This is a genomic window from Geomicrobium sp. JCM 19039 (assembly GCF_000698145.1).
Classification (GTDB): domain Bacteria; phylum Bacillota; class Bacilli; order Bacillales; family Marinococcaceae; genus Geomicrobium_A.
Map to the genome: position 1 here is coordinate 176,107 of NZ_BAXB01000003.1, position 26,424 is coordinate 202,530.

Annotated in this window: 23 protein-coding genes and 3 pseudogenes; 23 read left to right on the top strand and 3 right to left on the bottom strand. The window is 43.7% G+C overall.

The features are described 5' to 3' along the window. Positions 1-102 precede the first annotated feature (102 nt). From JCM19039_RS21580 to JCM19039_RS05130, 6 genes and pseudogenes are all read left to right on the top strand, one after another. Positions 103-408, top strand: coding sequence for an SLBB domain-containing protein (locus JCM19039_RS21580; RefSeq protein WP_052398522.1), 306 nt, complete (start codon positions 103-105; stop codon positions 406-408). After that, positions 405-653 carry a hypothetical protein gene (locus JCM19039_RS25155; RefSeq protein ID WP_052398523.1) on the top strand — a complete coding sequence of 83 codons (249 nt, stop codon included), beginning with the start codon at positions 405-407 and terminating at the stop codon, positions 651-653. The genes JCM19039_RS21580 and JCM19039_RS25155 overlap by 4 nt, the downstream gene beginning before the upstream one ends. Then, the gene (locus tag JCM19039_RS27795) at positions 602-715 is read left to right on the top strand and encodes a helix-hairpin-helix domain-containing protein (protein ID WP_373975083.1); all 114 of its coding nucleotides are present in this window, start codon (positions 602-604) and stop codon (positions 713-715) included. The genes JCM19039_RS25155 and JCM19039_RS27795 overlap by 52 nt, the downstream gene beginning before the upstream one ends. Positions 716-1,089: 374 nt before the next feature. Beyond that, positions 1,090-2,333, top strand: a pseudogene (locus JCM19039_RS27800) (glutathione ABC transporter substrate-binding protein). A 124-nt stretch (positions 2,334-2,457) separates the two neighbouring features. Beyond that, positions 2,458-3,734 (top strand): annotated as a pseudogene (locus tag JCM19039_RS05125) (O-acetylhomoserine aminocarboxypropyltransferase/cysteine synthase family protein). A 193-nt stretch (positions 3,735-3,927) separates the two neighbouring features. Further along, entirely contained in the window at positions 3,928-6,075 is a 2,148-nt protein-coding gene (locus JCM19039_RS05130) for a DNA internalization-related competence protein ComEC/Rec2 (RefSeq protein WP_042424575.1), read from the top strand. A 49-nt stretch (positions 6,076-6,124) separates the two neighbouring features. On the opposite strand, the gene JCM19039_RS22995 is transcribed toward JCM19039_RS05130, so the two are convergent. Beyond that, positions 6,125-6,265: a YqzM family protein gene (locus JCM19039_RS22995; protein WP_042401052.1), complete on the bottom strand. Its 141-nt coding sequence runs from the start codon at positions 6,263-6,265 to the stop codon at positions 6,125-6,127. A gap of 342 nt (positions 6,266-6,607) precedes the next feature. Between JCM19039_RS22995 and holA the strand changes: the two genes are divergently transcribed. After that, positions 6,608-7,645 (top strand): DNA polymerase III subunit delta, encoded by a 1,038-nt coding sequence (gene holA / locus JCM19039_RS05140; protein WP_042424578.1) that lies wholly within the window; start codon positions 6,608-6,610, stop codon positions 7,643-7,645. 655 nt (positions 7,646-8,300) lie between these two features. On the opposite strand, the gene rpsT is transcribed toward holA, so the two are convergent. Beyond that, complete coding sequence (rpsT, locus tag JCM19039_RS05145) at positions 8,301-8,630, bottom strand: 30S ribosomal protein S20 (protein WP_373975053.1); 330 nt, start codon at positions 8,628-8,630, stop codon at positions 8,301-8,303. 207 nt (positions 8,631-8,837) lie between these two features. Here rpsT and gpr point away from each other — a divergent pair, with 207 nt between their 5' ends. From gpr to mtaB, 13 genes and pseudogenes are all read left to right on the top strand, one after another. Continuing rightward, positions 8,838-9,917: a GPR endopeptidase gene (gene gpr / locus JCM19039_RS05150; RefSeq protein ID WP_042424734.1), complete on the top strand. Its 1,080-nt coding sequence runs from the start codon at positions 8,838-8,840 to the stop codon at positions 9,915-9,917. 78 nt (positions 9,918-9,995) lie between these two features. Next, positions 9,996-10,352: a hypothetical protein gene (locus JCM19039_RS21600; protein WP_052398526.1), complete on the top strand. Its 357-nt coding sequence runs from the start codon at positions 9,996-9,998 to the stop codon at positions 10,350-10,352. Positions 10,353-10,365: 13 nt separating this feature from the next. After that, positions 10,366-11,139 (top strand): stage II sporulation protein P, encoded by a 774-nt coding sequence (spoIIP, locus tag JCM19039_RS05155; protein WP_152550089.1) that lies wholly within the window; start codon positions 10,366-10,368, stop codon positions 11,137-11,139. Beyond that, entirely contained in the window at positions 11,136-11,405 is a 270-nt protein-coding gene (locus tag JCM19039_RS05160; protein ID WP_042401061.1) for a hypothetical protein, read from the top strand. Before spoIIP ends, JCM19039_RS05160 begins: the two co-directional genes overlap by 4 nt. 127 nt (positions 11,406-11,532) lie before the next feature. Then, positions 11,533-13,359: a translation elongation factor 4 gene (gene lepA, locus JCM19039_RS05165; protein ID WP_042424582.1), complete on the top strand. Its 1,827-nt coding sequence runs from the start codon at positions 11,533-11,535 to the stop codon at positions 13,357-13,359. Between the two features lie 18 nt (positions 13,360-13,377). After that, a complete protein-coding gene (gene hemW / locus JCM19039_RS05170; protein ID WP_042424584.1) occupies positions 13,378-14,535 on the top strand; it encodes a radical SAM family heme chaperone HemW in 1,158 nt (385 codons plus the stop codon). A 78-nt stretch (positions 14,536-14,613) separates the two neighbouring features. Then, positions 14,614-15,651, top strand: coding sequence for a heat-inducible transcriptional repressor HrcA (hrcA, locus tag JCM19039_RS05175; RefSeq protein ID WP_042424586.1), 1,038 nt, complete (start codon positions 14,614-14,616; stop codon positions 15,649-15,651). Between the two features lie 44 nt (positions 15,652-15,695). Further along, entirely contained in the window at positions 15,696-16,253 is a 558-nt protein-coding gene (grpE, locus tag JCM19039_RS05180; protein WP_042424588.1) for a nucleotide exchange factor GrpE, read from the top strand. 51 nt (positions 16,254-16,304) lie between these two features. Continuing rightward, positions 16,305-18,154: pseudogene (gene dnaK / locus JCM19039_RS05185) on the top strand (molecular chaperone DnaK). A gap of 135 nt (positions 18,155-18,289) precedes the next feature. Beyond that, positions 18,290-19,405, top strand: coding sequence for a molecular chaperone DnaJ (dnaJ, locus tag JCM19039_RS05190; protein WP_042424591.1), 1,116 nt, complete (start codon positions 18,290-18,292; stop codon positions 19,403-19,405). Between the two features lie 68 nt (positions 19,406-19,473). Further along, positions 19,474-20,430, top strand: a complete 957-nt coding sequence (gene prmA, locus JCM19039_RS05195) for a 50S ribosomal protein L11 methyltransferase (RefSeq protein ID WP_042424594.1) — start codon at positions 19,474-19,476, stop codon at positions 20,428-20,430. Between the two features lie 4 nt (positions 20,431-20,434). Continuing rightward, complete coding sequence (locus tag JCM19039_RS05200; RefSeq protein ID WP_042424597.1) at positions 20,435-21,187, top strand: 16S rRNA (uracil(1498)-N(3))-methyltransferase; 753 nt, start codon at positions 20,435-20,437, stop codon at positions 21,185-21,187. 6 nt (positions 21,188-21,193) lie between these two features. Next, positions 21,194-22,528, top strand: a complete 1,335-nt coding sequence (mtaB, locus tag JCM19039_RS05205; RefSeq protein WP_042424601.1) for a tRNA (N(6)-L-threonylcarbamoyladenosine(37)-C(2))-methylthiotransferase MtaB — start codon at positions 21,194-21,196, stop codon at positions 22,526-22,528. A gap of 45 nt (positions 22,529-22,573) precedes the next feature. On the opposite strand, the gene JCM19039_RS05210 is transcribed toward mtaB, so the two are convergent. Beyond that, entirely contained in the window at positions 22,574-23,497 is a 924-nt protein-coding gene (locus JCM19039_RS05210; RefSeq protein WP_042424604.1) for a Na/Pi symporter, read from the bottom strand. A gap of 180 nt (positions 23,498-23,677) precedes the next feature. On the opposite strand from JCM19039_RS05210, the gene rpsU reads away from it, so the two are divergent. From rpsU to floA, 3 genes are all read left to right on the top strand, one after another. After that, a complete protein-coding gene (gene rpsU / locus JCM19039_RS05215) occupies positions 23,678-23,851 on the top strand; it encodes a 30S ribosomal protein S21 (protein WP_042401074.1) in 174 nt (57 codons plus the stop codon). A 205-nt stretch (positions 23,852-24,056) separates the two neighbouring features. After that, entirely contained in the window at positions 24,057-25,352 is a 1,296-nt protein-coding gene (locus JCM19039_RS05220) for a nodulation protein NfeD (protein WP_042424607.1), read from the top strand. Between the two features lie 32 nt (positions 25,353-25,384). Then, entirely contained in the window at positions 25,385-26,398 is a 1,014-nt protein-coding gene (gene floA / locus JCM19039_RS05225) for a flotillin-like protein FloA (protein WP_042401080.1), read from the top strand. Positions 26,399-26,424 lie beyond the last annotated feature (26 nt).

Below are 26,424 nucleotides of genomic sequence, written 5' to 3' on the forward strand. Positions count from 1 at the left end.
TGTAGTATAATTCAATCAACTATACTGCAGTTTTTCTTCGCATTTCTCCTGCCCTTTGTATTCTAATTATTCCAATTAATTAACGGTTTATATGGAGGCACTATGACGCAAAAATGGTGGATGATTGTTGCGGGCTTAGGCATGTTTATGATTACGATTTTTGGGTTTTTATTTGCATCAAGCGACCGTCAGCCGGATTCGTTCGACGCATCATTGGATGAGCTTCCTTGGGAAGAGGAAAGTGTGGAAGCAACTCAAGAAGATGAGATCGAGCTAACGACTGTCGTCGTTGATGTGAAGGGTGAGGTAGAGCGACCCGGTGTGTATGAATTCGACCAAGGATATCGAGTCGACGATGCATTCGAATGGCAGGAGGAGTATCCGAATCAGGGAATGAAGCATACGTGAATTTCGCACAAGTTCTCACCGATGAGATGGTCATCTATGTACCACATGAGGATGAGGAAGAAGGGTCAATAAGTGAGCTTTGGGCAGAAACTGCGGAAGCAGAAGGTGGGGGTGCAACGGTTGATATTAATACGGCTACCGAACAAGATTTACAGACGCTTCCAGCATCGGGCCCGCTAAAGCCCAGGCCATTATTACGTATCGCGAAGAGAATGGGCGATTTGATGATCCGTCAGAACTTATGAACGTCTCAGGTATCGGGGAGAAATCATTTGCAGCACTTGTTGATCAGATCGCTACCCCATAAATCTGCCAAAAGATCGAGGACGAACGAATCATTTATAGAATGAACTGATGAGTGACAATTGTTTTACAAATGTCGTTGTATTACAATCGGAACACGACGACAAGAAAGGACACGATAAGATGAAAAAGACAACAGCATTTTTTACGTTTTCAACGTTTGGTCTCGCGTTAGCAGCTTGTACAAGTGACCCTGCAGATGAAGGTGCAGAAGAGACGGCAACTGACGCGAATGGGGAAGGTGCCTCAGATGGCGGACATTTCATCATGGCCATGCCAGCGGATGCAGTCACTTTAGATCCTCACCAAATTACTGACGTGCCGTCGCACATCGTCACTCTTAATTTGTACGAAAATTTACTCATGTTTGACGAAAATATGGAATTGGAACCCGTACTCGCTGAGTCGTATGAACAGATTGATGAGTTGACTTGGGAATTTCAACTTCGTGAAGGTATAGAGTTTCATGACGGTGCGGCGTTTAACGCAGAAGCTGTCGTCACGAACTTCGACCGCTTTCTAGATCCCGATACGGCGTCGCCAAGAGCGAATCTATTTGGTCCTGTTGACGAAGTGGAAGCCGTCGATGAGTACACCGTACATATTTCCACTGACGAGCCTTTTGCCCCGTTGCTACAACATCTCGCTCACGGGTCAGCTGGTATTCTAAGCCCTGAAGCGATTGCGAACGCAGAAGAGACACCAATTGCAACTAACCCAGTTGGAACAGGCCCATTTGAGCTAGAAGAATGGGATCTAAACAATGAAATTGTTCTAGCTAACTTCCAAGACTACTGGGGAGAACCGGCAATTTTAGACCAAGTATCGTTGCGAGTCGTACCTGAACAAGGGACGCGGATGGCGATGATGGAGCAAGGCGAAGCCCATTTTATGCAACAGATTGAACCTGCAAATGTTGCTAGAATGGAAGCGTTGGACAACATGGACGTTGTTTCCCAAGAAGGGTTCGGGATGATTACATCGGGTTTAATAATGAAGTAGAACCATTCGATGATGAGCGTGTCCGACAAGCGCTATCGATGGCGCTTGACCGCGAAGCAATTGTTGAAGGATTATATGAAGGCTACGGATCGGTAGCCCACGGACCACTTAACGATCTTGTCAATGCATCAAGTCCTGATGTTGAATCACTACCATATGATCCAGATCGAGCACAAGAATTACTTGCAGAAGCAGGGTATGAAGATGGTTTTAGTGCGACGATGCATACAAATGATGCTAATCCGATGCGGGTGCAAATCGCTGAACTTGCCCAAGATCAGTTTGGGGAGATCGGTGTAGATGTGACGATTGAAGAAGTCGAATGGGGTGCGTACTTGGACCTTGTTGATGCGGGTGATACGGAAATGTTCATTCTCGGCTGGTCAATTTCAGCGGGCGACGCAGACAATGGCGTGAGAACACTTTTCCATTCTGATAACTTCGGTTCTGCGGGGAACCAAACGTTATATCATAATGAAGAAGTCGACGTTCTATTAGATGAGGCACGAGCTGAACTAGATGAGGATGCTCGACAAGACCTTTATGGTCAAGTGCAACAAACGCTCATTGATGAGGCGCCGATGATTTACACATTGCACACCGATTATGTCGTCGGGTGAATTCATCAGTGAATGACTTTATTCATTACCCAAATGGGCAATTTCCGTTATGGCAAGTGAGTATTGATGAGGAAGCTTCTGCTGGCTACTAGCCTCTAAAACGATGGGTGAGAGGACGATGGAGATGAAAGAAAATTGGAAGTTGGAAACGATTGCTGTGCACGGCGGGCAAGAGATTGATCCGACGACAGGAGCGCGAGCGGTGCCTATATATCAGACCACATCGTATGGTTTTCATGATACTGAACACGCTGCGAATCTTTTCTCTTTAGCTGAGATCGGGAATATTTATACTCGCATCATGAACCCGACACAAGATGTGTTTGAGAAACGAGTAGCTGCTCTTGAAGGAGGGTCGGTGCTTTAGCGACAGCAAGTGGAAGTGCGGCGATTCACTTAGCGATTCTAAACCTTTGTAAAGCAGGAGATGAGATCGTTGCATCTAGCTCATTGTACGGAGGCACATACAATTTATTTAAGCACACGTTACCGGATATGGGCATCACAGTGCATTTCGTACCCATCGATGATCCAAACGCTTACAAACAAGCGATCACAACCAATACAAAACTCGTCTACGGGGAACTTATTGGCAATCCAGACGGGAAAATTCTTGATATTGAAAGTGTTGCAAATGTCGCCCATGAAGCAGGGTTGCCGCTAATGGTTGATGCGACACTCGCCACTCCGTATTTATGTCGGCCGATTGAGCACGGTGCGGATATCGTTGTTCATTCGGCAACAAAGTTTATCGGGGGCCATGGAACGTCGATTGCTGGCGTGATCGTCGATAGTGGAAAGTTTAATTGGGCAAATGGGAAGTTCCCGATGTTTAGTGAACCAGACCCGAGCTATCATGGTGTCGTTTATACGGAAGCGGTCGGTGAGTTAGCATTTATTATTCGAGCGCGCGTGCGTTTGCTTCGAGATATTGGTCCAGCAATTTCGCCAACAAATGCATTCCAAATGTTGCAAGGGTTAGAAACGCTTCACTTACGAATGGAAAGGCATACGGAAAACGCTCAAAAAGTAGCCGAGTACTTGCAAAACCATGAGAAGGTAAGTTGGGTCGATTATGCAGGATTAGAAACGCATCCTAGTAAGCCGTTAGCCGACAAATATTTCACATACGGTCCAGGGGCAGTTTTGACGTTTGGTGTAACCGGTGGGATGGAAGAAGGCAAAGCGTTCATCAATCATGTACAACTTCATTCTCACGTTGCGAATGTTGGGGATGCGAAGTCATTAGTCATTCACCCAGCAAGCACAACACATCAACAATTGAGCGAAGTAGAACAAAAACAAGCAGGTGTAAAGCCCGAACTCATCCGACTTTCTGTCGGTATCGAACATGCAGATGATATCATCCAAGACCTAGCCATTGGGTTAGAAAAACTATAAGCATGTTCAAATCTTTACTCGCACATACTCCTCTTATTGCTGTAACCATCACTTTTACTATGTTTGCAGTGCTTCTTCCAGTTACTCCAGCCGTGCTCTTTGTCACTGCTGGAGTTCTCCTCTTCCTTCATATCCTTAAATTACCTAGGAGAAAAGCATTCTTGTCCATTGGAGTGGTTGTTGTATCCTCCCTTTGTTCAGGCTGTGGGCCGCGAACGTTGACCGTTTGAATGAAAGTGTAATCACAGACGAAACGAAACGAATCGAAGGTACAATCATGGATGTCGTATCTATCGATGGCAGTCAAGTATCGTTTTTATTGCGTTCTTACGAAGGGGAAAAGATTCAATCTTTCGTTAAGCTCAGTAACGAAGAGGATCTCGCGTTTTGGCGAGACGATGCAAAGCCGGGGACACGTTGTATAATTGAAGGCGAGTTGCGAGTCCCATCGGGTCAGCGCAATTTTTCTGCTCTCAACTATGAACGTTATCTTTATGAACAGAGGATTCATTGGACGATGGCTGCTGATTATGAAAACGTCGTTTGTGACCATACGGATCGCTATCATTCGCTAATCATTAAACAATGGAGGCATTATGCCATCCAGCATATTGAAGAGCATTTCCCTTCAGAAATTCAAGGGATAGCTTCTGCTCTATTGTTTGGAGATCGCTCAAAAGTTGAATATGAAATACTTCAAGCTTATCAACAACTAGGATTAGTTCACTTGCTCGCCATCTCAGGATTGCATATCGGCATTGTGAGTGGCATCGTCTATTTCTTATTCATCCGGTTTGGCGTAACGAGAGAACGAGCGGCAGAAATGATGTTCATATTGTTACCGTTGTATGCAGTATTAGCTGGAGGTGCCCCGTCCGTCATACGCGCGGTTTGTATGAGTCTCATCGTATTTTTAGCTGTGCGTTTTCGCTTTCATGTTCACCCTCTCCATACCCTTTCCGCAGCCTATATCCTGATGCTTTGCTTCAACCCATATTATATCTTTCATGTGGGGTTTCAGCTCTCTTTTATGCTCACATTGTCTATCATCACTTCGATTAGCATCCTTCGTTCATTCCAGAGTAAAACGAAGCAATCCCTCTACGTTGCGATCGTTACGCAAGTTTTCTCTTTCCCACTGATTATCTATTATTTCCATTCGTATTCACTATGGAGTTTGTTTTTAAATATCGTTTACGTACCGATTATTTCAATCATTGTTTTGCCGGCGATGTGGGTATTGTTTTTGCTTACGCTCGTTCATCCTGATTTTGCCTACGTGTGGCTGCACCTTTTATCAAGGGGGTTGGAAGGAATTCACCATTTTTTTATTTGGGTGCAAGGAAGTGTATATGGCACGACGGTATTTGGGGAAGTGTCTGTCACGTGGGTGATTGTAACAACAGCAATTGCTGTCGTTTTGTTTTACTTGTATGAAATAAGAAAGCACGTTCAGCTTTATGTAGGGATTGGCGTTTTCCTGTTACTTGCTGCCTATCCGATTTATATGAAGGCTTTCGACTCAAGTGTAACCGTGACGTTTATTAATGTGGGTCAAGGAGACAGCATTCTTATTGAGCTGCCGCGAAGAGAAGGAATTTACCTCATCGACGCTGGGGGACATATCTCATTTCCTCAAGAAGAATGGCAAGAACGAGAGGTTCCCAGTGATCCGGGTAGGCAAAATGTTATTCCATATTTAAAAGCAAGAGGGATCCAAAAAATTGATAAGGTGATCGTTTCGCATGGAGACTACGACCATATCGGAGGGTTGTTCGCGGTGTTGGATGAATTTCCTGTTGATAAGATGTATTTCCCAGACGTTGATATTTCCGAAGATGCGGAACGGTCTTTGATTACAGAGGCGTTGGAAAAAGGTGTAGAGCTTCAGTTAATTTCGGATGGGTACACGTGGGAGTCCCGCAAGGCTAAATTCCGAGTGTTACACCCAGGGGACGGGCCAATGCCCAATCGAAATGATGCATCCATTGTGTTGGATGCCTATCTTGGAGGCATGCGTTGGTTGTTTACGGGAGATCTTGAAGAGGATGGAGAAAAGCAAGTCATTGAGCGTTATCCAAACTTAAAGACAGACATCTTAAAGGCCGGGCATCATGGGAGTCGTACGTCAACTACAGCAGTATTTTTGGAGCAGTTAAACCCTACAGTTGCTGTGATTTCTGCTGGGGTGAATAATCGTTTTCAACACCCTCATGATGAAGTTGTAGAGCGTCTAAATAAAGAGGACGTGCGGATTGTTGGCACTTATGAGCACGGTGCGATTCGATTTACGTATAAAAACAACAGTTGGTACGTTGAAACGAGTCTCGTTGAACGATAAAAGAGCTAAACCGATGAGATTTAGCTCTTCTGAGTGGTGGTTTGAGTCATTACATGCGACTAGCAAATTCAATGACGACACCAATAATAAAAATTAGAGAAAAGAAACCGAAAGATACGCCTACGCCTACGATTGCATCGTTAAAGTCATTACGCTTACTTTGCACTTCTTTTTCAAACTCGTTGTTCATATCGGACCCTCCTCATTCTTCGTCAAGTATAAGACAACCATGAAAAAAAATCCACCACTTATTGTTAATCGTCCACTACATGCGTTCTAGTCGCTTTTCTCATTTTTAGTAAGAGTTGTCACCTATAATCGCTCGGGGCATAGGATACGATATGAAATGAACAGATGCGGATGTGTACCGTCGATTTGTCAGTTCCTAGGTCTCTCGAGTCGACGTTCATATAAATTTTGGGCAGTGCGTCATACGCACTGTCTTTATTCGATTTTCCCGTATAGAAAAACGATGGTACACTAAATATAGGATGGCATTTTTAACGAAGTGTATGTATGAAAGAGTGATAAGATGAGCACATACGTAAAAGCAATCGAGCAAATACAAAAAGGGAATCTTCAACCTCTATACTTATTGTACGGTACAGAAACGTACATGATTGAAGACGTAATTCAAACGCTTACGGATCGGGTGTTATCACCGGATGAGAAAGAATTTAATTTCTCTCAGTATGACCTAACCGAAACCCCGGTACAAGCTGGCATTGAGGATGCAAAAACGGCATCATTTTTTGGGAATCAAAAGGTGATTGTCCTCAAACATGCGTATTTCCTGACAGGTCAAAAGTCAAAGGAATCCATTGACCATGATCTATCGCAACTGGAGCGGTATGTTGAGGAAGGACTGTCTGACGATATTCTCATCATCACCGTCGAGTCTCAGAAATTAGACGAGCGAAAGAAAATTGTGAAGCGATTAAAAAAACAAGCGACCGTTATTGAAGCAGCACCTCTTGAACACAGCGCTCAAGTAGAGTGGTTGAATAAATTGGCAAGTAAGTGGACGGTACAATTTGAACCGAGAGCATTGGAACATTTTCTTTCTATTACAGCACCCGATTTACATATTCGAAAAAACGAAGTTGAGAAATGTGCATTGTTCGCAGGTGAGGGTGGTGTCATCACCGAAAGCATGGTAGACCAACTTGTTCCTAAAAGCCTCGAAGATAATGTGTTCACACTCATTGATCGGGTAAGTGAAGGGAATACAGAAAAAGCACTCGTATTGTACGATGAACTGATGAATAGTGGGGAAGAGCCAATAAAAATTACAGTTTTACTTGCTAGGCAGTTAAGGATGATGAGCTTAGTGCTGGATATGGATCATCGCGGGTACTCCCAACAAAAAATGGCAGGCACAATTGGTGTGCCACCGTTTGTCGTCGGTAAAATTCGCAATAAAGCAAAGGGTTTACAAAGCACCGCCATTTACCGGGCTTTGTTTGATTTAGCTGAAGTTGATTACAAAATGAAGCAAGGACTCGTCGAAAAGGATACCGCACTCAAGCTCTATATCGCTACGCTACCTGGGACGCTTGCAACGAAATAATCTAAAGCATAACTTGAATTATAGAATTTCTAAAAGAACCAATGGTAAACCAATCGTTAAAGCCTAAAGTTCTTCGTCATTGAAGGTCAATCTTAATCGTTCTAGGTAAATGTAGTAATGAATGGTTGTTATGACTGCCATTGACTCCAAAAATGTATGAACAGCGTTAAGAGGCACAAATAAGGACCTCTAGTACACCAAGGATGCTACCCAGTACCGTTGATGAGAATGAAAGCCGGTGACGCCTATGAAACAAGGTCCTAGACGAGACCCCGCAGGTCATCAGAAGCTCGCTGAAAAAGAGACATTGATAAACGTATAACAGTATTTCGTTTGCTATAAATAGAAAAATCCCACGTAGACCTTATCTATGTGGGATTTTTCCTCAATGAGTAACAAATTTTAGCAGGAATCCCCACATAGGCTCGATGGTTCATGTTAACGAGTAATTTAGAGAGTAAGACGCTGTTTTTTGAAGTGATCTCGTGAACGAGCCTCCACTGCATAGAAAACACGGTGGTTGTTGTCCTTTTGCTCTCGAGTGCTGGCATCGGCCTGAAGTGGAAAGCAACAAACAATAGTCCATAATTCAGAAATCTAAAGGTCATCCTATATACATCCAGACGCTAACATGAACGAATCGTTCACGTTGGCGTTATTTTTTTATAGATTGAACCAAAATAAAAACGACTCTCGAGGAGTCGTTTGTGCAATCATCATTATTTCGCAGCTGCGTTAAGTTTACGTTCCATTTGGGACTTCTTACGGGCAGCTTTGTTTTTATGAATAAGCCTTTGTTCGCCGCTTTGTCTACCTTTTGTTCAGCAAGCAGGAACACTGCTTTCGCGCCTTCTACATCGTTGGATTCGATTTTTTTATCGAATTCCTTGATCGTCGTACGCATCGCAGATTTGAAAGCTTGATTCTTCACACGCTTTTGCTCGTTAACAAGAATACGTTTTTTCGCTGATTTAATGTTTGCCAAGTCGTTCACCTCCCCAAGTTGCTCTAAAACTTTCTCAGAAAACTTGGGTTCATTTAGAAGTCCAAGTTCTTCATGTTTGACCGTTCATTGATTCCTCAATGCATGACAGATGAATTGTACCAAATACTTACCGGCGTTGCAAGAGCGAATAAATCAAGGAGAGAGGGAGATGATACAACTACTTTCGAAAAAAGAGAGGGAATTAGGATGAAAGATGACCGTATGTTCATTCCGCGCAGTGATTTGGCGGTAGAAGATGAGAACATTTTACCCGAGCGACACCGAAGTGGCATTCACGTAGAAGAACGTGAAGAAGATGAGATTACGATTACGTTTGTTGAAATTGATGAAAAAGCTGCGGAGTCTACTGGAAAAAAAGCAGGCCGATATTTAACACTTGAAGCGCTTGGATTAAGGCAAAAAGACACAGCGATGCAATCAAAACTCATCCACTTATTAAGTAAAGAACTAAAAACATTTTTAGCGAATCACGGAATTAAAAAAGACAGCACGTGTTTAATTGTTGGACTTGGCAATCGCGATGTCACACCTGACGCCCTCGGTCCAAAAACGGTTGAGCAGCTTGTTATTACAAGGCATTTGTTTGAGTTGGGTCATCAATCAACCGATGACGGCTTTCGCTCTGTATCAGCGCTAACCCCAGGTGTGATGGGGATTACAGGTATTGAAACGTCAGAAATAATTTTTGGTACCGTTGAAAAAACAAAACCTGATTTTGTTATAGCCATCGATGCACTTGCCGCCCGGTCGATTGAACGAGTGAACGCTACAGTGCAAATCTCTGATACCGGTATTCACCCAGGATCTGGTGTTCAAAATGCACGCAAGGAAATCAATGAGCAAACCCTCAACGTGCCGGTGTTTGCGATTGGCATTCCGACTGTCGTCGATGCTGTGTCGATTACGAGTGATACGATCGACTTTTTGTTTAAACATTTTGGGAGAGAGATAAACGACCGTGACAAACCTGCGCAATCATTGGTTCCAACAGGCATGACCTTTGGTGAAAGAAAGAAACTGACCGATGAGGATAACCTTGAGGAGGATGATAAGCAGAAGTATTTTGGCATCATTGGCTCATTATCTGAAGAAGAGAAACGCCAACTCATTCAAGAAGTGCTAAATCCCCTCGGTCACAATTTAATGGTTACCCCTAAAGAGGTAGACACGTTCATGGATGATATGTCCAATGTTTTAGCAGAGGGGATTAACATTGCGTTGCACGAGGCGATTACAGAAGAAGCGAGCGGTCATTATACACATTAGCGAATCTATCATATATGAAAGTTTTGGTTCTAGGCTTCTCTACTCCTCATAGAATAGAAACGTGAGGGGGGAGAAGCCTTGCACGTTAAACAACGAAACCCACAAGTTGTAACGATGTCAAAAAATCAAATCCAGTCAGGATTCATTGCGATCGTGTCGATGATTGTCATTACGTTTGTCATCGTTGCCATGCTGACCACAGCAGGGAATTTTAACCGGTTTTCGTCAACGGCTGTTCATGAATGGACAGCCCAAATGCAAAGTGACCTATTTTTACACCTTATGAGTTCTGAAAATCGCTACTATTTAGAAGCAAATCCCGAAATAGCGGATTTAAATGTAGCTTCGGTAGCGCTAGAGCTCACAACACAATTGAACTTAGAAGATCCACGGACTTTTTTTAGGTCGAGAAATTCCTGGTTTTTCGGCATTTGACGACCGTCTTGTCGTGGCAGGAGAAGGGACAGACTTAACGACAATGTCTATTGAGTCTTCGCCTCCACCAGATGCTTTTACGACAACTGATGAAGAGGAAGAGAGCAGTCAGGTAGAAGATGAAGGGGAAGAAAGAAACCTTATGGATGAAGAAGCGATTGTGCATATCGTGCATACCCACAATCGAGAAGCGTTTCATCCTTATAGTGATGGTCAAGATTATGATACGGAAGATAATATTGTTGAAGTCGGCAAGCATCTTGGAGAGCAATTCCAAGAACATGGAATACCCGTCGAAGTGAACGAAGACGATATTCATGGTAGCCTCCTTGATCAAGGTTTACATTTTAGTCGTTCCTATGACTTATCAAGGGATGTGCTTGTGGAAGCCATTGAGCGAAATGATAACTTAGAATTTTTTCTAGACATTCATCGAGACTCTCAACCTCGTGACATTACAACCGCAACGGTTAATGGAGAGCCGATGGCTCGCTTGTTCTTTGTAGTAGGTACAGACCACCCAGAATATGAACGAAATCTTAATCTAGCGACAGAAATGCATTATCGTATTGAAGAAGAATACCCAGGTTTAAGTCGCGGGGTTTTAGAACGCGGAGGGTCTGGTGTAGATGGTGTGTACAATCAAGATTTATCGCCAAACGCGATGCTCATAGAGTTTGGTGGCATTCAGAACAACTTTGAGGAATTAAATCGAAGTGCTGAAGCAGTAGGGGACATTATTGCTGACTACATTTATGAACAGGTGGAAGGAGAAGTGGAACAATGATGAAGATGAAACGAGGGTTTCTTTCAATCTTTGCAGCACTAACACTCTTTTTATCTGGCATCCTTACTGGCCATTATTATGCGTACTATCAATGGGGAGAGATTTATCATGAAGAACGAGATGTATCTGAAGAAGTAATGGTTGAAAGAAACGCAAGCTCTGAAGACACGAAAGATTTGATGGAACGGCAAGAGCAGTTGCGTGAGCAAGAATCAGGTAATTTTTTCTCAGATTTAGGAAAAACGCTTGGCGGATCTCCCCGCTAGGCGTTTCTTTTCTTATGAATCACCGGTTAAGAATTGCTGTTCAGCTAGGGTATTGCTATAATGTAGGGTAGTTTTCATCGCGGGAACGAAAGCGTTTGTTGCTTGTTCCTGAATCAGGAGTGATTGTATGAATAATAATGAGCGCAAGACTCGCCAAGAAAGAATTCGGAACTTCTCTATCATTGCCCATATTGACCATGGGAAATCAACGTTAGCAGACCGAATACTAGAACAGACAAAGACCGTATCAGAACGGGAAATGCAAGATCAGCTCCTCGATGCTATGGATTTGGAGCGCGAACGAGGCATTACGATTAAATTAAATTCTGTGCAACTGAAATACGTCGCCAAAGACGGAGAAGAATACATTTTCCATCTTATTGATACCCCAGGGCATGTGGACTTCTCTTATGAAGTGTCACGAAGTTTAGCCGCATGTGAAGGGGCACTTCTTGTGGTTGATGCTTCCCAAGGAATTGAAGCTCAAACATTAGCAAACGTGTATCTAGCTCTTGATAACGATCTAGAAATCTTGCCGGTCATTAATAAAGTCGACTTGCCAAGTGCAGAGCCAGAACGTGTGAAACAAGAAATTGAAGATGTGATCGGGTTAGAAGCTGATGAAGCGGTGCACGCTTCCGGTAAAAGCGGGATAGGCATTACAGATATTCTTGAACAAGTGGTTGAGAAAGTACCTGCACCTTCAGGCGATCCAAACGGCCCTTTAAAGGCGTTAATCTTTGATTCGCTTTATGATTCTTATCGCGGCGTTATCGCTTACATAAGGATTGCTGAAGGAACAGTCAAAAAAGGCGATAAGATTCGCATGATGGCAACGGGTAAAGAGTTTGAAGTGACAGAGATTGGGGTTATGACCCCTAAACCAGTAGCTACAGATGAATTGACGGTAGGTGACGTTGGTTTCCTTACCGCATCAATTAAAAATGTCGGAGATTCTAGGGTAGGGGATACGATTACCCACGTCCATGAGCCAGCTCCTGAACCATTACCAGGGTATAAACGGATGAACCCGATGGTTTATTGTGGGTTATACCCAATTGATGCGAGTGATTATAATGCGTTAAGGGATGCACTTGAACGTCTTGAGTTAAATGATAGTGCGTTGCAATACGAAGCGGAGACTTCACAAGCACTAGGGTTTGGCTTTCGTTGTGGATTCTTAGGGCTTTTGCATATGGAGATTGTGCAAGAGCGCATTGAGCGTGAGTATAACATTAATTTAATTACGACAGCGCCAAGTGTTATTTACCACGTGCATCAGTTGGACGGTTCAATGGTGAAAATTGATAACCCGTCAAACATGCCAGATCAACAATCAATTGATTATGTGGAAGAGCCGTATGTGAAAAGTACCGTTATGGTTCCGAATGATTATGTCGGTGCGGTTATGGATTTGTGTCAAAGGAAACGCGGGAATTTCATTGATATGACGTACATGGATGAAAATCGTGTAAATCTCGTTTATGAGTTGCCGCTCACCGAGATTGTCTATGACTTTTTTGATCAATTGAAATCGAACACAAAAGGATATGCTTCGTTTGACTACGAGATGATTGGCTATCGCGAGTCTAAGCTCGTTAAGATGGATATTCTTTTAAACGGTGAAAAAGTTGATGCCTTATCGATTATCGTTCATCGAGATATGGCGTATGATCGCGGAAAGATTATTGTAGATAAGCTGAAAGAATTGATTCCAAGACAACAATTCGAAGTGCCTGTTCAAGCAGGTATCGGAAATAAAGTTATTGCTCGTTCAACGATTAAAGCGCTTCGAAAAAATGTACTATCCAAGTGTTATGGTGGAGACATTACGAGAAAAAGAAAGCTTCTTGAAAAGCAAAAAGAAGGAAAACGTCGTATGAAGAACGTCGGTAATGTTGAAGTTCCTCAAGAGGCTTTCATGAGTGTACTGAAGATGGACGACCAAAAATAACAAAAAGGACGTGCTCGTTTGAAACAAGGATTGTACGTACACATCCCTTTTTGTAAACAGATCTGTCACTACTGTGATTTCAATAAAGTTCTTCTGGAAGGCCAACCTGTCGATGCGTATATTCGTGCACTGTCTACGGAAGGTAAATGGCGTGTGGAGAATGGAAGGTATCATGCCGATACGTTCTATATCGGTGGAGGAACACCCACTGCCCTAAACAGTGAGCAATTGCAGCAGTTGTTTCTCGGTCTAAAGAAGGCCGGTGTTCATTGGGATGAAATGAGCGAAGTGACTGTGGAAGTGAACCCTGACGGGGTGACAGATGAGCAATTACGCGTACTAAGAGAAGCAGGAGTGAATCGCTTGAGCATCGGAGTGCAAACTTTCGATGCTGAGCTTTTGCAACAAATTGGGAGAACGCACGGAGCGGAAGATGTGGAGCGATTGATTCATCGGGTCCGAGATCAAGGGTTTAACAACGTCTCGATCGACTTGATGTATGCACTGCCTGCTCAAACGGATGAACAATGGAGAGCGACGGTTGAAAAAGCCATTTCCTTAGATCCGGATCATATTTCCGCTTATGGGCTAAAAATTGAGCCGAAAACACAATTTCATAATTGGAAAAAAGCCGGAAAGCTAACGCCGATGGATGAAGACGATGAAGCAGATATGTATGAGTGGCTGATTCAGCGTTTAGCTGATGCAGGTTTCCTCCAATATGAGATTAGTAATTTTTCTAAGCCGAACAAAGAAAGTCGGCACAACTTGCTCTATTGGGAAAACGAACCGTATCTTGCTTTGGGCGCTGGTTCACACGGCTACATCGGCGGCAGTCGGTACAGCAACATCGGTCCAATCCCTCACTATTTGAAGTCTATTGAAGAGAAGAAGCTGCCGACGAGAAAATCTGAAGCGCTCTCGATGACCGAGCAAATGGAAGAAGAAATGTTTTTAGGATTACGTTTAAACCGAGGGGTTCGAGCCGATCGCTTTCGTGAAAAATACGGCATTCACATGGCTGAATTGTACAGAAACGTCTTACCTGAACTCATCGACGACGGTCTTGTTGAATGGCGGGACAATCACTTACGGTTAACGGAACGAGGGCAGCTTCTCGGCAATGAGGTGTTTGAAAAGTTTTTGCTTCCAAAAGACACACATCTCATTCGTTGACAAAGACAGAGCCATTTGATAAATTTGGAGTAGATTTAGCACTCGAACTCATTGAGTGCTAACAGAGGTGATGGACACATGTTAAGTCGTCGTCAGTTATTCATTCTGCAAGCCATCGTCGATGACTATGTCCAAAGCGCTGAGCCCGTCGGTTCAAGAAGTATATCAAAACGACCCGATGTGACGTTTAGCGCAGCTACGATTCGAAACGAGATGGCTGACTTGGAAGAGATGGGTTTTTTAATTAAGCCGCATAGTTCTGCAGGCAGAATTCCGTCTCATCAAGGATACCGACTCTATGTTGACCAGCTATTATATTCCAATGAACCTCAAAGTCAACGACTTGATTTTGTGCAACATTTTTTTGACCAGAAAGTTTCTGAAGTCGAAGCGGTGATGAGAAAAACGGCAGCCATTCTCTCAGAGATGACGAATTACGTTTCCGTTGTTCTTGGGCCTGCGATTTCAAACACGAAGTTAAAGCAGATTCAAATTATCCCGCTTTCTTCATCGCAAGCGGTTGCGATTTTAGTGACCGATTCTGGGCATGTCGAAAATCGAACGTTTGATATTCCAGAGAACATGAGTGCAACGGATCTCGAGAAATTTGTGAACATCTTAAATGAACAGTTGTCCAATAGTCCACTTGGTCAATGGGAAAGTCTAATGACTGTTGAAATTGAGAGGATTCTAGATAAACACGTTCATCATTATAAAGAGATGTTTCAGTTTTTGCATCGTGCATTTAAGCCAGGGAACGATGAACAGATCTTCTACAACGGCTTAATGAACTTGCTCGTTCAACCTGAGTTTAAAGATGTTGATCGTGTGAGGGCCATGTTGAAATGGTTGGAAGATAGCGGTGAAGTATATTCATTTTTGTCTTCTGCGAATACGAGTGGTCTTACCGTAAAGATTGGTGAGGAGAACCACTTGAAATTATTTGATGATATTAGCATGATAACAGCCACGTATGCGATCGATGGAAAGTCTGTAGGTTCGATCGGGCTTATCGGTCCGACACGTATGGAATATGAGCGAGCCATTCGGATTATCAAACAAATGGCCGACGGGTTGTCAGCATCTTTGACGAGACTGTATCGGCATGATGGATAGTCGTATGCTCCGAGTGATTTCATGTGGCTTGGAGGTGTCAATGTATGACAGAACAAGATAAGAAAACAAACGAAGAAACAGAACCAACAGCAGAAGAGGTTGAAATTATTGAGCCTGACACTGAAGAATCGGTTTCGGATGAAGAAGTTGAGCAAAGTGAAGAAGACCTTCTTCAAAACGAGCTAAATGAGCTTAAGCAAAAAGTGTTAAGGCAACAGGCGGATTATGATAACTTCCGCAAGCGCACGCGTATGGAAAAAGAGTCCGATGCAAAGTATCGTTCGCAAAAGCTTATCGAGTCGTTGCTTCCAGCGATGGACAATTTCAAGCGTGCTTTAGATCATGCACCACAATCAGAAGAGGCAGAGAGCATCCATAAAGGAATGACAATGGTGTATGAGCAGCTGCAAGAATCGCTGCGCTCTGAAGGTCTTACCGAGATTAAGACTGAAGGAGAGCCATTTGACCCGAATTTCCATCAAGCAGTTATGCAAGTGGAAGAAGAAGGGTTTGAAAGCAACCAAGTTGTGGAAGAACTGCAAAAGGGATATCAACTTAAAGATCGTGTGATCCGTCCAGCAATGGTGAAGGTTAACGCGTAACGAATAGAAACAAATGGTATGAGTTAGAACGGAATCAAGGAGGATATAGCAATGAGTAAAGTAATCGGCATTGACTTAGGAACAACAAATTCTTGCGTAGCGGTAATGGAAGGTGGCGAAGCAGTCGTCATCCCAAACCCAGAAGGAAATCGTACAACACCATCGGTTGTTGCCTTTAAAGATGGTGAGCGCCAAGTAGGTGAGGTCGCGAAGCGCCAAGCGATCACGAACCCGAATACGATTCTTTCAATTAAACGACATATGGGGACAGATCATAAAGTTGAAGCAGAAGGAAAAGATTACTCGCCGCAAGAAATTTCAGCGATTATTCTCCAAAAGCTTAAGTCTGACGCAGAAGCTTATCTTGGAGAAACGGTTTCAAAAGCAGTCATTACCGTACCAGCGTACTTCAATGATTCACAACGTCAAGCAACAAAAGACGCAGGAAAGATTGCTGGACTTGAAGTCGAGCGAATTGTGAATGAGCCGACAGCGGCAGCGCTCGCTTATGGTCTTGAGAAAGACGAAGATCAAACGATCCTCGTTTATGACCTCGGTGGAGGTACGTTTGACGTATCCATTCTCGAGCTTGGCGATGGCTTTTTCGAAGTGAAATCAACTTCTGGTGATAACGAACTAGGTGGGGATGACTTCGATGAAGTGATTATTGACCACATGGTTGATGAGTTCAAAAAAGAAAATGGCATTGACTTAAAACAAGACAAAATGGCGATGCAACGTCTTAAAGATACAGCTGAAAAGGCGAAGAAAGATCTTTCAGGTGTGACACAAACACAACTGTCGCTTCCGTTTATTACAGCTGACGCTTCAGGACCTAAACACCTTGAAATGAACCTTACACGAGCGAAGTTCGACGAAATTTCTTCTCATCTAGTTGAAAGAACGATGGAACCAACGCGTCGTGCGATTCAAGATTCAGGAGTTTCTGCATCTGAAATTGATAAAATTATTCTTGTTGGGGGTTCAACGCGAATTCCTGCTGTTCAAGAGGGCATCAAACAACTTACGGGTAAAGACCCTCATAAAGGTGTAAACCTGATGAAGTGGTAGCACTTGGTGCAGCCGTGCAAGCGGGTGTTCTCGCTGGAGATGTGAAAGATGTCGTCTTGCTAGACGTGACACCACTTTCACTAGGGATCGAAACGATGGGTGGCGTATTTACACGCTTGATCGAACGAAACACAACGATTCCTACGAGTCAATCGCAAGTGTTCTCGACAGCGGCTGACAACCAGCCTTCTGTAGACATTCATGTGTTACAAGGAGAGCGTGAGATGGCCGCGGATAACAAAACACTTGGACGTTTCCAGTTAAATGATATTCCAGCAGCACCTCGCGGCGTTCCACAAATCGAAGTAAGCTTTGATATTGACGCGAATGGTATTGTCAATGTACGTGCCAAAGACAAAGGAACTAACAAAGAACAGTCCATTACCATTACTTCTTCTTCAGGTCTATCAGATGATGAAATTGAAGACATGGTCAAACAAGCAGAAGAAAATGCTGAAGCGGACAAACACAAGAAAGAAGAAGCTGAACTTCGCAATGAAGCAGACAGCCTCGTCTTTAACGTAGACAAAACGATTAAAGATTTAGGTGAAAATGTAGAAGCTGCTGACAAGGAAAATGCTGAAACAGCTAAAGTGAAGCTTCAAGAGGCGTTGCAAGGAACTGACCTTGAAGTGATCCGCACAGCGAAAGATGAGCTCCAAGAAATTGTTCATGCACTTTCTCAGAAAATGTATGAGCAAATGGCTCAAAACGCTGAGCAAGAAGGCGCTGCTGAAAACCAAGAACAATCCGGTCAAGAAGAAGACGTCGTTGATGCTGACTTTGAAGAAGTGAAAGACGACGAAGAGAAAAAAGACGACAACAAATAATAGATAATCATTTCAAGAGATAAAGTCAAAGTCAGTTTCTCTAGGCTTTGACTTTTTTCTTGATGGTTGTTGCTGTCATCATAAAACCAATGTAAGATGAGTGCCATGTAGTTACTAACGGGAGTGATTTGGACAATGAGTAAGCGCGACTTCTATGAAGTGCTCGGCGTCAGTGAGGATGCATCTGCTGATGAGATAAAAAAAGCTTACCGTAAGCTTGCAAGAAAATATCATCCAGATGTCAATAAAGAAGATGATGCGGAAGAGAAGTTTAAAGAAGTAAAAGAAGCGTATGACACCTTAAGCGATTCTCAAAAGAAAGCCCATTATGATCAATTTGGGCATGCCGATCCGAATCAAGGTTTCGGCGGCGGTGCTGGAGACTTTGGTGGCAGCGGCTTTGGTGATATTTTCGACATGTTCTTTGGTGGCGGGGGCAGACGAGATCCAAATGCACCTCGACAAGGAGCAGATCTTCAATATACAATGACGTTGGAATTTAAAGAGGCCGTTTTTGGCAAAGAGGAAGAAATTGAAATCCCGCGGGAAGAATCTTGCCAAACGTGTTCTGGGTCAGGCGCAAAGCCAGGCACATCACCTGAAACGTGCGGGAGGTGTGGCGGCAGCGGTCAACTAAATGTTGAACAAAACACGCCGTTTGGCCGTGTCGTAAATCGTAGAATTTGTGATCGTTGTGAAGGATCAGGTCAAACGATCAAAGATAAATGCAATACGTGCGGTGGCGACGGTCGCGTTGAAAAACGCAAAAAAGTAAAAGTACGCGTTCCTGCAGGTATTGATCATGGTCAACAAATGCGACAAGCTGGCCAAGGGGAAGCAGGTGTGAATGGTGGCCCTCCTGGAGATTTATACATTGTGATTAATGTCAAACCGCATGAGTTTTTTGAGCGTGATGGAGATCATGTAAGGTGTGAGATGCCACTCACCTTTACACAGGCAGCGCTTGGTGATGAGATCGAAGTTCCTGCTTTAAGTGGGAAAGTGAAGATTAAAGTACCTGCAGGCACTCAAACCGGCAAGCAATTTCGACTTAAAGGCAAAGGTGCACCAAACGTCCACGGACGTGGAACGGGGGATCAGTTAATCACAGTTCGTGTGATTACGCCTAAGAAATTGTCCGATAAACAAAAGTCATTGCTGAAAGAATTTGCCGATGAAAGTGGAGAAACGGTTGATGAGCATAGCGACAGCTTCTTCGATAAAGTAAAACGGGCATTTCGCGGAGATTAACACGAATGATGATGAAGGCTGGTTTCCTCTAGAGGAAACCAGCTTTATCGATGAGGAGGTTTTGATTTATGGAATGGACAGAATGTCGCCTACATACGTCTCATGAAGCACATGAGCAAGTCGCTGGGCTTTTAAATGAACAGGGTGCGAACGGGATCGTTATCGAAGACAGTCGCGATCGTGAATACGAGCCTGAGTGGGGCAGTGATATTATCGGTAAGCCTTCGGTTGATCATTTGCCTACGTCTGGCGTCGTGTTGAAAGCATATTTTCCTATTGACGAGCGTTTGAATGAAACAATGAACGCCATTACAAAGGCGCTCGAGCAGTTGGAGAGAGAAAGTGGATTACCGGTAAAAGGGATAAACATTGAACAACAGACAATCCGTGAAGAAGATTGGTCAGAGGCATGGAAGACCTATTATAAACCGATTGATGTGAGCAGCACGTTGCGAATCGTCCCTTCGTGGGAGCCGGTCAGTGCAACGGATCACGAGAAAACGATCATCGAATTGGACCCAGGCATGGCATTTGGAACGGGCACACACGAAACGACGCTCTTATGCTTACGGGCACTGGAGACGTTAATTCAACCTGGAGACCGCGTCATTGATGTCGGTACAGGTTCGGGTATATTAAGTATTGCAGCGGTGAAACTAGGTGCTCGTCACGTACAAGCATTTGACTTGGACCCGGTCGCGGTGAAGGTGGCCAAAGAAAACATCGAGCGTAATCAAACAGCTGAATCTACTGAAGTGACAGAACGAGACTTGCTCGCTGAAACTGCTTCAACAGACAAGGCAGATGTAGTGGTGGCCAATCTGTTAAGTGACATCGTGATCCGCATGATTCCATCGGTGCAAAACCACTTGAAAAAAACCGGACATTTGCTCGTTTCGGGCATTATCTCATCAAAGAAAGCAGAAGTTATTCATGTGCTCTCTCTGCACGGGTTTACCGTCAAAGACGTTCATGAAATAAAGGATTGGGTCGCGATTCACGCACAACGAATGAGTGAGGTGTAGGTGGTTGCAACGATATTTTATCCAAAATGAAGATGTAGAAGGGGAACAAGTCGTTCTCCAAGGCGAACAAGCTCACCACATTGAACGGGTGATGAGAATGAGTGCAGGCGATGAGTTCATTTGTGTAGATGAAAATGAAAAAGCAGCAAAGTTTACCATTACATCTGTACACGCACAGAAGGTGACGGCACAGTTTTCTGAAACGATCGAAACATGCGCGGAGCTACCTGTTCGTGTTACAATCGCGCAAGCAGACATTAAAGGTGATCGGTTTGAATGGATGCTGCAAAAAGCAACGGAGTTAGGTGCTTTTGGGTTTATTGGTTTTGGAGGAAAGCATTCCGTCGTAAAATGGGACGAGAAAAAGCAAGACAAAAAGCTCACCCGTTACAAAAAGATCGTTCAAGAAGCTGCAGAGCAATCGGAAAGGCTGCGACTGCCTGCAGTTCAACACGTTGCTTCTGCAAAGGAACTATTATCAATAGCGGACCGTTATGATGTGGTATGGGTCGTCTCGGAACAGTCGGGTCGAGGGACGAATCATCATGCGTTATACGACCAATTAGAAGCTCTTCATTCGCCTGTTTCTGCGCTCGCGATTTTGGGACCTGAAGGGGGCTTTAGTGAAAGTGAATTCCAGCTGTTTCAAGATGCAGGGTTTGCGTCTATAAGCTTAGGTCCCAGAATACTTAGGGCAGAAACGGCATCTACTGCTCTTCTTAGCATGCTCAGTTATGAATACGAAATTAAGAGGTGAAGACCGATGGCAAGCGTTGCTTTCCATACGTTAGGTTGCAAGGTCAACCACTATGAAACAGAGGCCATTTGGCAATTATTTAAAGAGGCGGGTTACACGCAGACCGCGGATGAGAATCCCGCTGATGTGTATGTTATTAATACGTGTACAGTAACGAACACAGGAGATAAAAAAAGTCGGCAAGTAATTCGCCGTTCAATCCGTAACAACCCCGATGCCGTCATTTGTGTGACGGGATGTTATGCACAAACATCTTCAGCGGAAATTATGGATATTCCAGGTGTCGATATCGTCGTTGGTACTCAAGATCGTAAAAAGATGATCGGCTACATTGAGGAATTTAAACAAACAAGAGAACCAAAAAATGCGGTCGGTAACATTATGAAAACCCGGACATATGAAGAGTTAGACGTTCCAGCGTTTCGTGATCGCACACGGGCGAGCTTAAAGATTCAAGAAGGATGCAACAATTTCTGTACGTTTTGTATCATTCCTTGGGCAAAAGGGCTACTTCGCTCAAGAGAACCTGAGCAAGTTCTTCAACAAGCAAAGCAACTCGTTGAGGCTGGCTATAAAGAAATCGTACTCACTGGAATCCACACAGCAGGATACGGTGAGGATTTTAAAGACTACAACTTTGCTAAGCTTCTACAACAACTTGAAGAAGTTGAAGGCATCAAACGTCTAAGAATTTCATCGATTGAAGCGAGTCAAATCACTGATGAAGTTATTCAGGTTGTAAAAAACTCGAATAAAATTGTGAATCACTTTCACATTCCTTTACAAGCAGGCTCAGACACGGTTTTAAAACGAATGAGAAGAAAGTATACAACGCAATTTTATAAAGAGCGTGTGGCGAAGTTGAAGCAAATCTTCCCTGACTTGGCCATTACAACCGATGTGATTGTCGGGTTTCCTGGAGAGACAGAAGATGAGTTTCAAGAGACGTACGCATTTATCGAAGAGATGGGCTATTCCGAACTGCACGTGTTCCCTTATTCAAAGCGCACAGGTACACCAGCAGCGAGAAGAGACGATCAAGTGGACGACAACGTAAAGCAGGCACGTGTTCAAAAGCTTATTGCGTTGTCTCAGCAACTGGCAAAGCAGTATGCGTCATCATTCGAAAACGAAGTGGTAGAAGTGATTCCTGAAGAAGAAGTGAAAGACGATTCGGGGATGTTTGTTGGTTATACGAGCAATTACTTAAAAGTAAGAGTTCCAGCGACAAAAGAAATGGTCGGGCAAATTGTTAAAGCGAAAATTACTCGAGCAGGTTATCCTGAGAGTGAGGCAGAGTTCGTTCGCGTCATCGACCACGACGCAAAACAATTTGTTTAATTAACGAGGGAAAGACGAAGGGGGTGTTTCCCGTTTCGTCTTTCCTCATTTTTCGCCAGTTACTCGTTCGACGAGTGAAGCAAAAGGATGGATGAAAGGTAAGAGTAACAGCGAACATATGACGTTAAAGAGCACAGAAGCATGAGCGACTTGAGTAGCGGGATCAGATGTGAGTTGCATGACGAAATAGGCAAAGAGCGAAACAAATGGTAAAAAAAGTAACGCACCCCCAAGATTTAGAAACACATTCGCCATAGCGGTTTGCATCGCACCACGACCTGCCCCAAATGCGGCAATAACAGCTGTAAGGCAAGTACCAACATTGGCACCCATCATAATACTAATGACAGCTTCGAGGCTGAGCACTTCATTGGCATACAATTGAATACCGATAGCAATCGCAGCTGTACTGGATTGGATAATCGATGCGAGTACGGTTCCGCCGAGCATGGACACAAGGTTAGACATGTTGTGTTCAATTAGTGTGCTTGCAAACCCATGACTTGCGAAGGCTTCTCCCCACTCCCCCATACCGTCCATGGCAAGAAACATACAACCAATCCCACAGAAAATCATCCCAAATAAAAATAACGAGCGTTTTCTCGTTAGCAAGGCAAGTACTCCAAGAACGAGCGTAACCATGCCGAGAGTTTCACCAGAGAAAACGAGAAGTTCAAGGGTGATGGTCGTCCCGACATTGCTTCCCAAAATGATGGCAATCGTTTGTCGAAAAGGGATGACGCGAGCAGCTACAAGGCTGACAGCAAGAACCATGACAGCGGTACTGCTCTGGAGAACAGCAGTAACTGCAAAGCCGACAAAGAGTCCGGCTAAAGGGTGGCTCGTACTTTTTTCAATTAACGATTTTACACGCGCTGGTGTTGCCTGCTCTAATCCAAGACGAATAATCGCAATTCCAAATAAAAAAATAAATATATAAACAACGATCATCATAAATGAATACTCCATAGCCCGTCCCCCAATGCTTATAGTTATGGCATGCAAAGAAGATTTATGAAGCGAGTTTGTGGAAATTCAAAGATTGGTGTTGCAAAACAGACGAATTTCCATTACAATTTACTAAAATGACATCATATTGTACAAGTGAATGTCATGATTGTGAGCGGTACTGCGGAGGGAGGGATTCAAATGGCTGAAACACGTATAAGAAAGAATGAGTCGCTCGATTCAGCATTGCGTCGTTTTAAGAAGAATGTTTCTAAAGACGGTACACTTGCTGAGGTCCGCAAGCGTAAACATTATGAAAAGCCAAGCGTTAAAAAGAAGAAAAAATCAGAAGCTGCGCGTAAGCGTAAGTTCTAATATTGGCTGAAATGATTCAACCCCTGGTGCAGATTTGCATCAGGGGTTTTGCATTTTTGAAACCTTTTGGTCAACTCACACGTAATACTAGGCAGAAGGTGTGGAATACTTGTGTTCTAGCTTATATATTGTGTACACTAAATTATAGCGGTTACAATACGAGTAAGTTCGCAAATAAATGATCATCATGAAGGGGAGGGAGCAGATGGGAAAAAGAAGTCGTGTTATTCTTTTCCTCTTACTTCTCATCACGGGTATGATATTGCCATTTCAGTCTGTTGCTGACAGCAATCAGTCCGTGCATGTGATCCCAGTTGAGCAAACCGTAGAACGTGGTTTAGAAGCTTTCTTGGATCGAGCGATCACGGACGCAGTTGAGGACGGTGCAGACCATATTCTATTAGAAATGGATACGCCTGGCGGGGCAGTGAATGCCGCGACGAACATCGTGAATAAGATTCAAGCAACGGATGTTCCGATTTCTACATTCGTAAAGAATGAAGACGATGGAGCCATCTCTGCAGGTGCGTACATTGCTCTTTATACTGACAATATCTACATGCAACCCGGTGCTCAAATCGGAAATGCAAGTGTTATTGATGGTGCGGGAAATGCTGCTGACCAGAAAGTCGCTGAAAACTGGGCGACGGAAATGAGAACAGCTGCAGCGAGCAGTGATCATGACCGGCCTCCAGACATTGCAGAACGGATGGTAAACCCTGATAATCCGATATCTATAAATGCAAACGAAGCGTTAGAGAACAATTATGCAGAGGGCATTGAAGAAGACCGAGAAGGAGTGCTAGCAGCTCTTGATTTGACGGACGCAGAAGTCGTTGAGCAAGACCTTGCTTTAGCAGAAACGATGACGCGGTGGATCACACATCCAGCCATGATCTCGGTACTTCTTGCTGTAGGTGCAGTTGGCCTCATTACTGAATTCTTCACACCTGGTTTTGGTATTGCAGGGATTGTTGGATTATCATCACTTGGCTTGTTTTTCTTTGGGCATTTGTTTGCTGGATTTGCAGGTTGGGAAAGTTTAATCCTATTAATTATAGGAATTATCCTGATTGTTGTCGAAATCGTATTTACAGGCTTCGGATTGTTTGGTTTACTAGGGGTTGGGTCTATTATCGGCAGTATCTATCTTGCCTCTTTTGATACTTCACAAATCTTTCTTTCGATTTTGCTTGCTGTTGGAGCAGCAGGTGTCGCGGCATTCGTTATGTTCAAGTATTTTGGACGTATTGGCTTAATGAAGCGTCTCGTGCTCCAAGACGAGGTTTCAAGCGAAGAAGGAACACAGAGAAAAGCGGATAAAGAACGTTTGTTAAATGAAACAGGCGTGGCTCTTACACCGTTAAGACCTGCAGGTATTGGTGAAATAAACGATGCCCAAGTGGATGTTGTGAGTGAAGGTAGTTTCATTGAGAAAGGTAAGTCGATTCAAGTTGTTCGTACAGACGGTGCGAGTATTGTCGTTAGAGAGATCAAATAAGCACGTAATTCTATTAAAGGGGGACTACGAAAATGGACATTATTAGTACAGGGCCACTTTTGGTCATTGTCGTGATTGCTATTGCAATCATCTTGCTTTCTGTTCTATTCACATTTGTACCTGTTCGACTTTGGATTGCTGCAATTGCAGCGAATGTTAAAGTCGGCATCTTCCAACTCGTCGGGATGCGTTTACGTAACGTTGTTCCAAAACGGGTCATTAACCCGCTAATCAAAGCGAAAAAAGCGGGTCTTGATATTACAACAAACATGTTGGAAGGTCACTACCTAGCGGGTGGTAACGTCGATCGGGTTGTCAATGCGTTGATTGCTGCGCATCGTGCGAACATTGACTTATCATTTGAGCGTGCGGCAGCGATTGATCTTGCTGGTCGTGATGTGTTAGAAGCTGTACAAATGAGTGTAAATCCGAAAGTCATCGAAACACCATTTATTGCCGGTGTAGCGATGGACGGTATCGAAATTAAAGCGAAGTCAAGAATTACAGTACGAGCGAACATTGATCGCCTCGTCGGTGGTGCTGGTGAAGATACAGTCATTGCCCGTGTCGGTGAAGGGATCGTTTCCACGATTGGTTCTAACAATGATCATAAGAAAGTTCTAGAGAATCCAGATATGATTTCACAAACCGTTCTAACAAAAGGTCTTGATTCAGGAACTGCCTTTGAAATTCTATCCATTGATATTGCCGATATTGATATCGGGAAGAACATTGGTGCTGAGCTCCAGACTGACCAAGCAGAAGCAGATAAGAATATTGCACAAGCTAAAGCAGAAGAGCGTCGTGCGATGGCTGTTGCCAAAGAACAAGAAATGAAAGCTCGTGTTGAAGAAATGCGTGCGAAAGTTGTTGAAGCTGAGGCAGAAGTACCGATGGCCATGGCAGAAGCATTTAGAGCGGGTAACCTAGGAGTTATGGATTACGTGAACTTCCAAAACGTGCAAGCGGATACGGATATGAGAGAGAGTATCGGCAAAGCTACGAAAGATGATGAAGACGAAGATCCACACCGTAATCGAGGATAGTTTTTTGAATGGAAGAAAGGGGGACT

Bases quoted from the DNA above. Each gene is read 5' to 3' on its own strand.
- JCM19039_RS21580 (WP_052398522.1), top strand. From the start codon at position 103: ATGACGCAAAAATGGTGGATGATTGTTGCGGGCTTAGGCATGTTTATG.
- JCM19039_RS22995 (WP_042401052.1), bottom strand. From the start codon at position 6,265: ATGAACAACGAGTTTGAAAAAGAAGTGCAAAGTAAGCGTAATGACTTT.
- holA (WP_042424578.1), top strand. From the start codon at position 6,608: ATGAGCACATACGTAAAAGCAATCGAGCAAATACAAAAAGGGAATCTT.
- gpr (WP_042424734.1), top strand. From the start codon at position 8,838: ATGAAAGATGACCGTATGTTCATTCCGCGCAGTGATTTGGCGGTAGAA.
- JCM19039_RS05160 (WP_042401061.1), top strand. From the start codon at position 11,136: ATGATGAAGATGAAACGAGGGTTTCTTTCAATCTTTGCAGCACTAACA.
- lepA (WP_042424582.1), top strand. From the start codon at position 11,533: ATGAATAATAATGAGCGCAAGACTCGCCAAGAAAGAATTCGGAACTTC.
- hrcA (WP_042424586.1), top strand. From the start codon at position 14,614: ATGTTAAGTCGTCGTCAGTTATTCATTCTGCAAGCCATCGTCGATGAC.
- grpE (WP_042424588.1), top strand. From the start codon at position 15,696: ATGACAGAACAAGATAAGAAAACAAACGAAGAAACAGAACCAACAGCA.
- dnaJ (WP_042424591.1), top strand. From the start codon at position 18,290: ATGAGTAAGCGCGACTTCTATGAAGTGCTCGGCGTCAGTGAGGATGCA.
- prmA (WP_042424594.1), top strand. From the start codon at position 19,474: ATGGAATGGACAGAATGTCGCCTACATACGTCTCATGAAGCACATGAG.
- mtaB (WP_042424601.1), top strand. From the start codon at position 21,194: ATGGCAAGCGTTGCTTTCCATACGTTAGGTTGCAAGGTCAACCACTAT.
- JCM19039_RS05210 (WP_042424604.1), bottom strand. From the start codon at position 23,497: ATGGAGTATTCATTTATGATGATCGTTGTTTATATATTTATTTTTTTA.
- rpsU (WP_042401074.1), top strand. From the start codon at position 23,678: ATGGCTGAAACACGTATAAGAAAGAATGAGTCGCTCGATTCAGCATTG.
- JCM19039_RS05220 (WP_042424607.1), top strand. From the start codon at position 24,057: ATGGGAAAAAGAAGTCGTGTTATTCTTTTCCTCTTACTTCTCATCACG.
- floA (WP_042401080.1), top strand. From the start codon at position 25,385: ATGGACATTATTAGTACAGGGCCACTTTTGGTCATTGTCGTGATTGCT.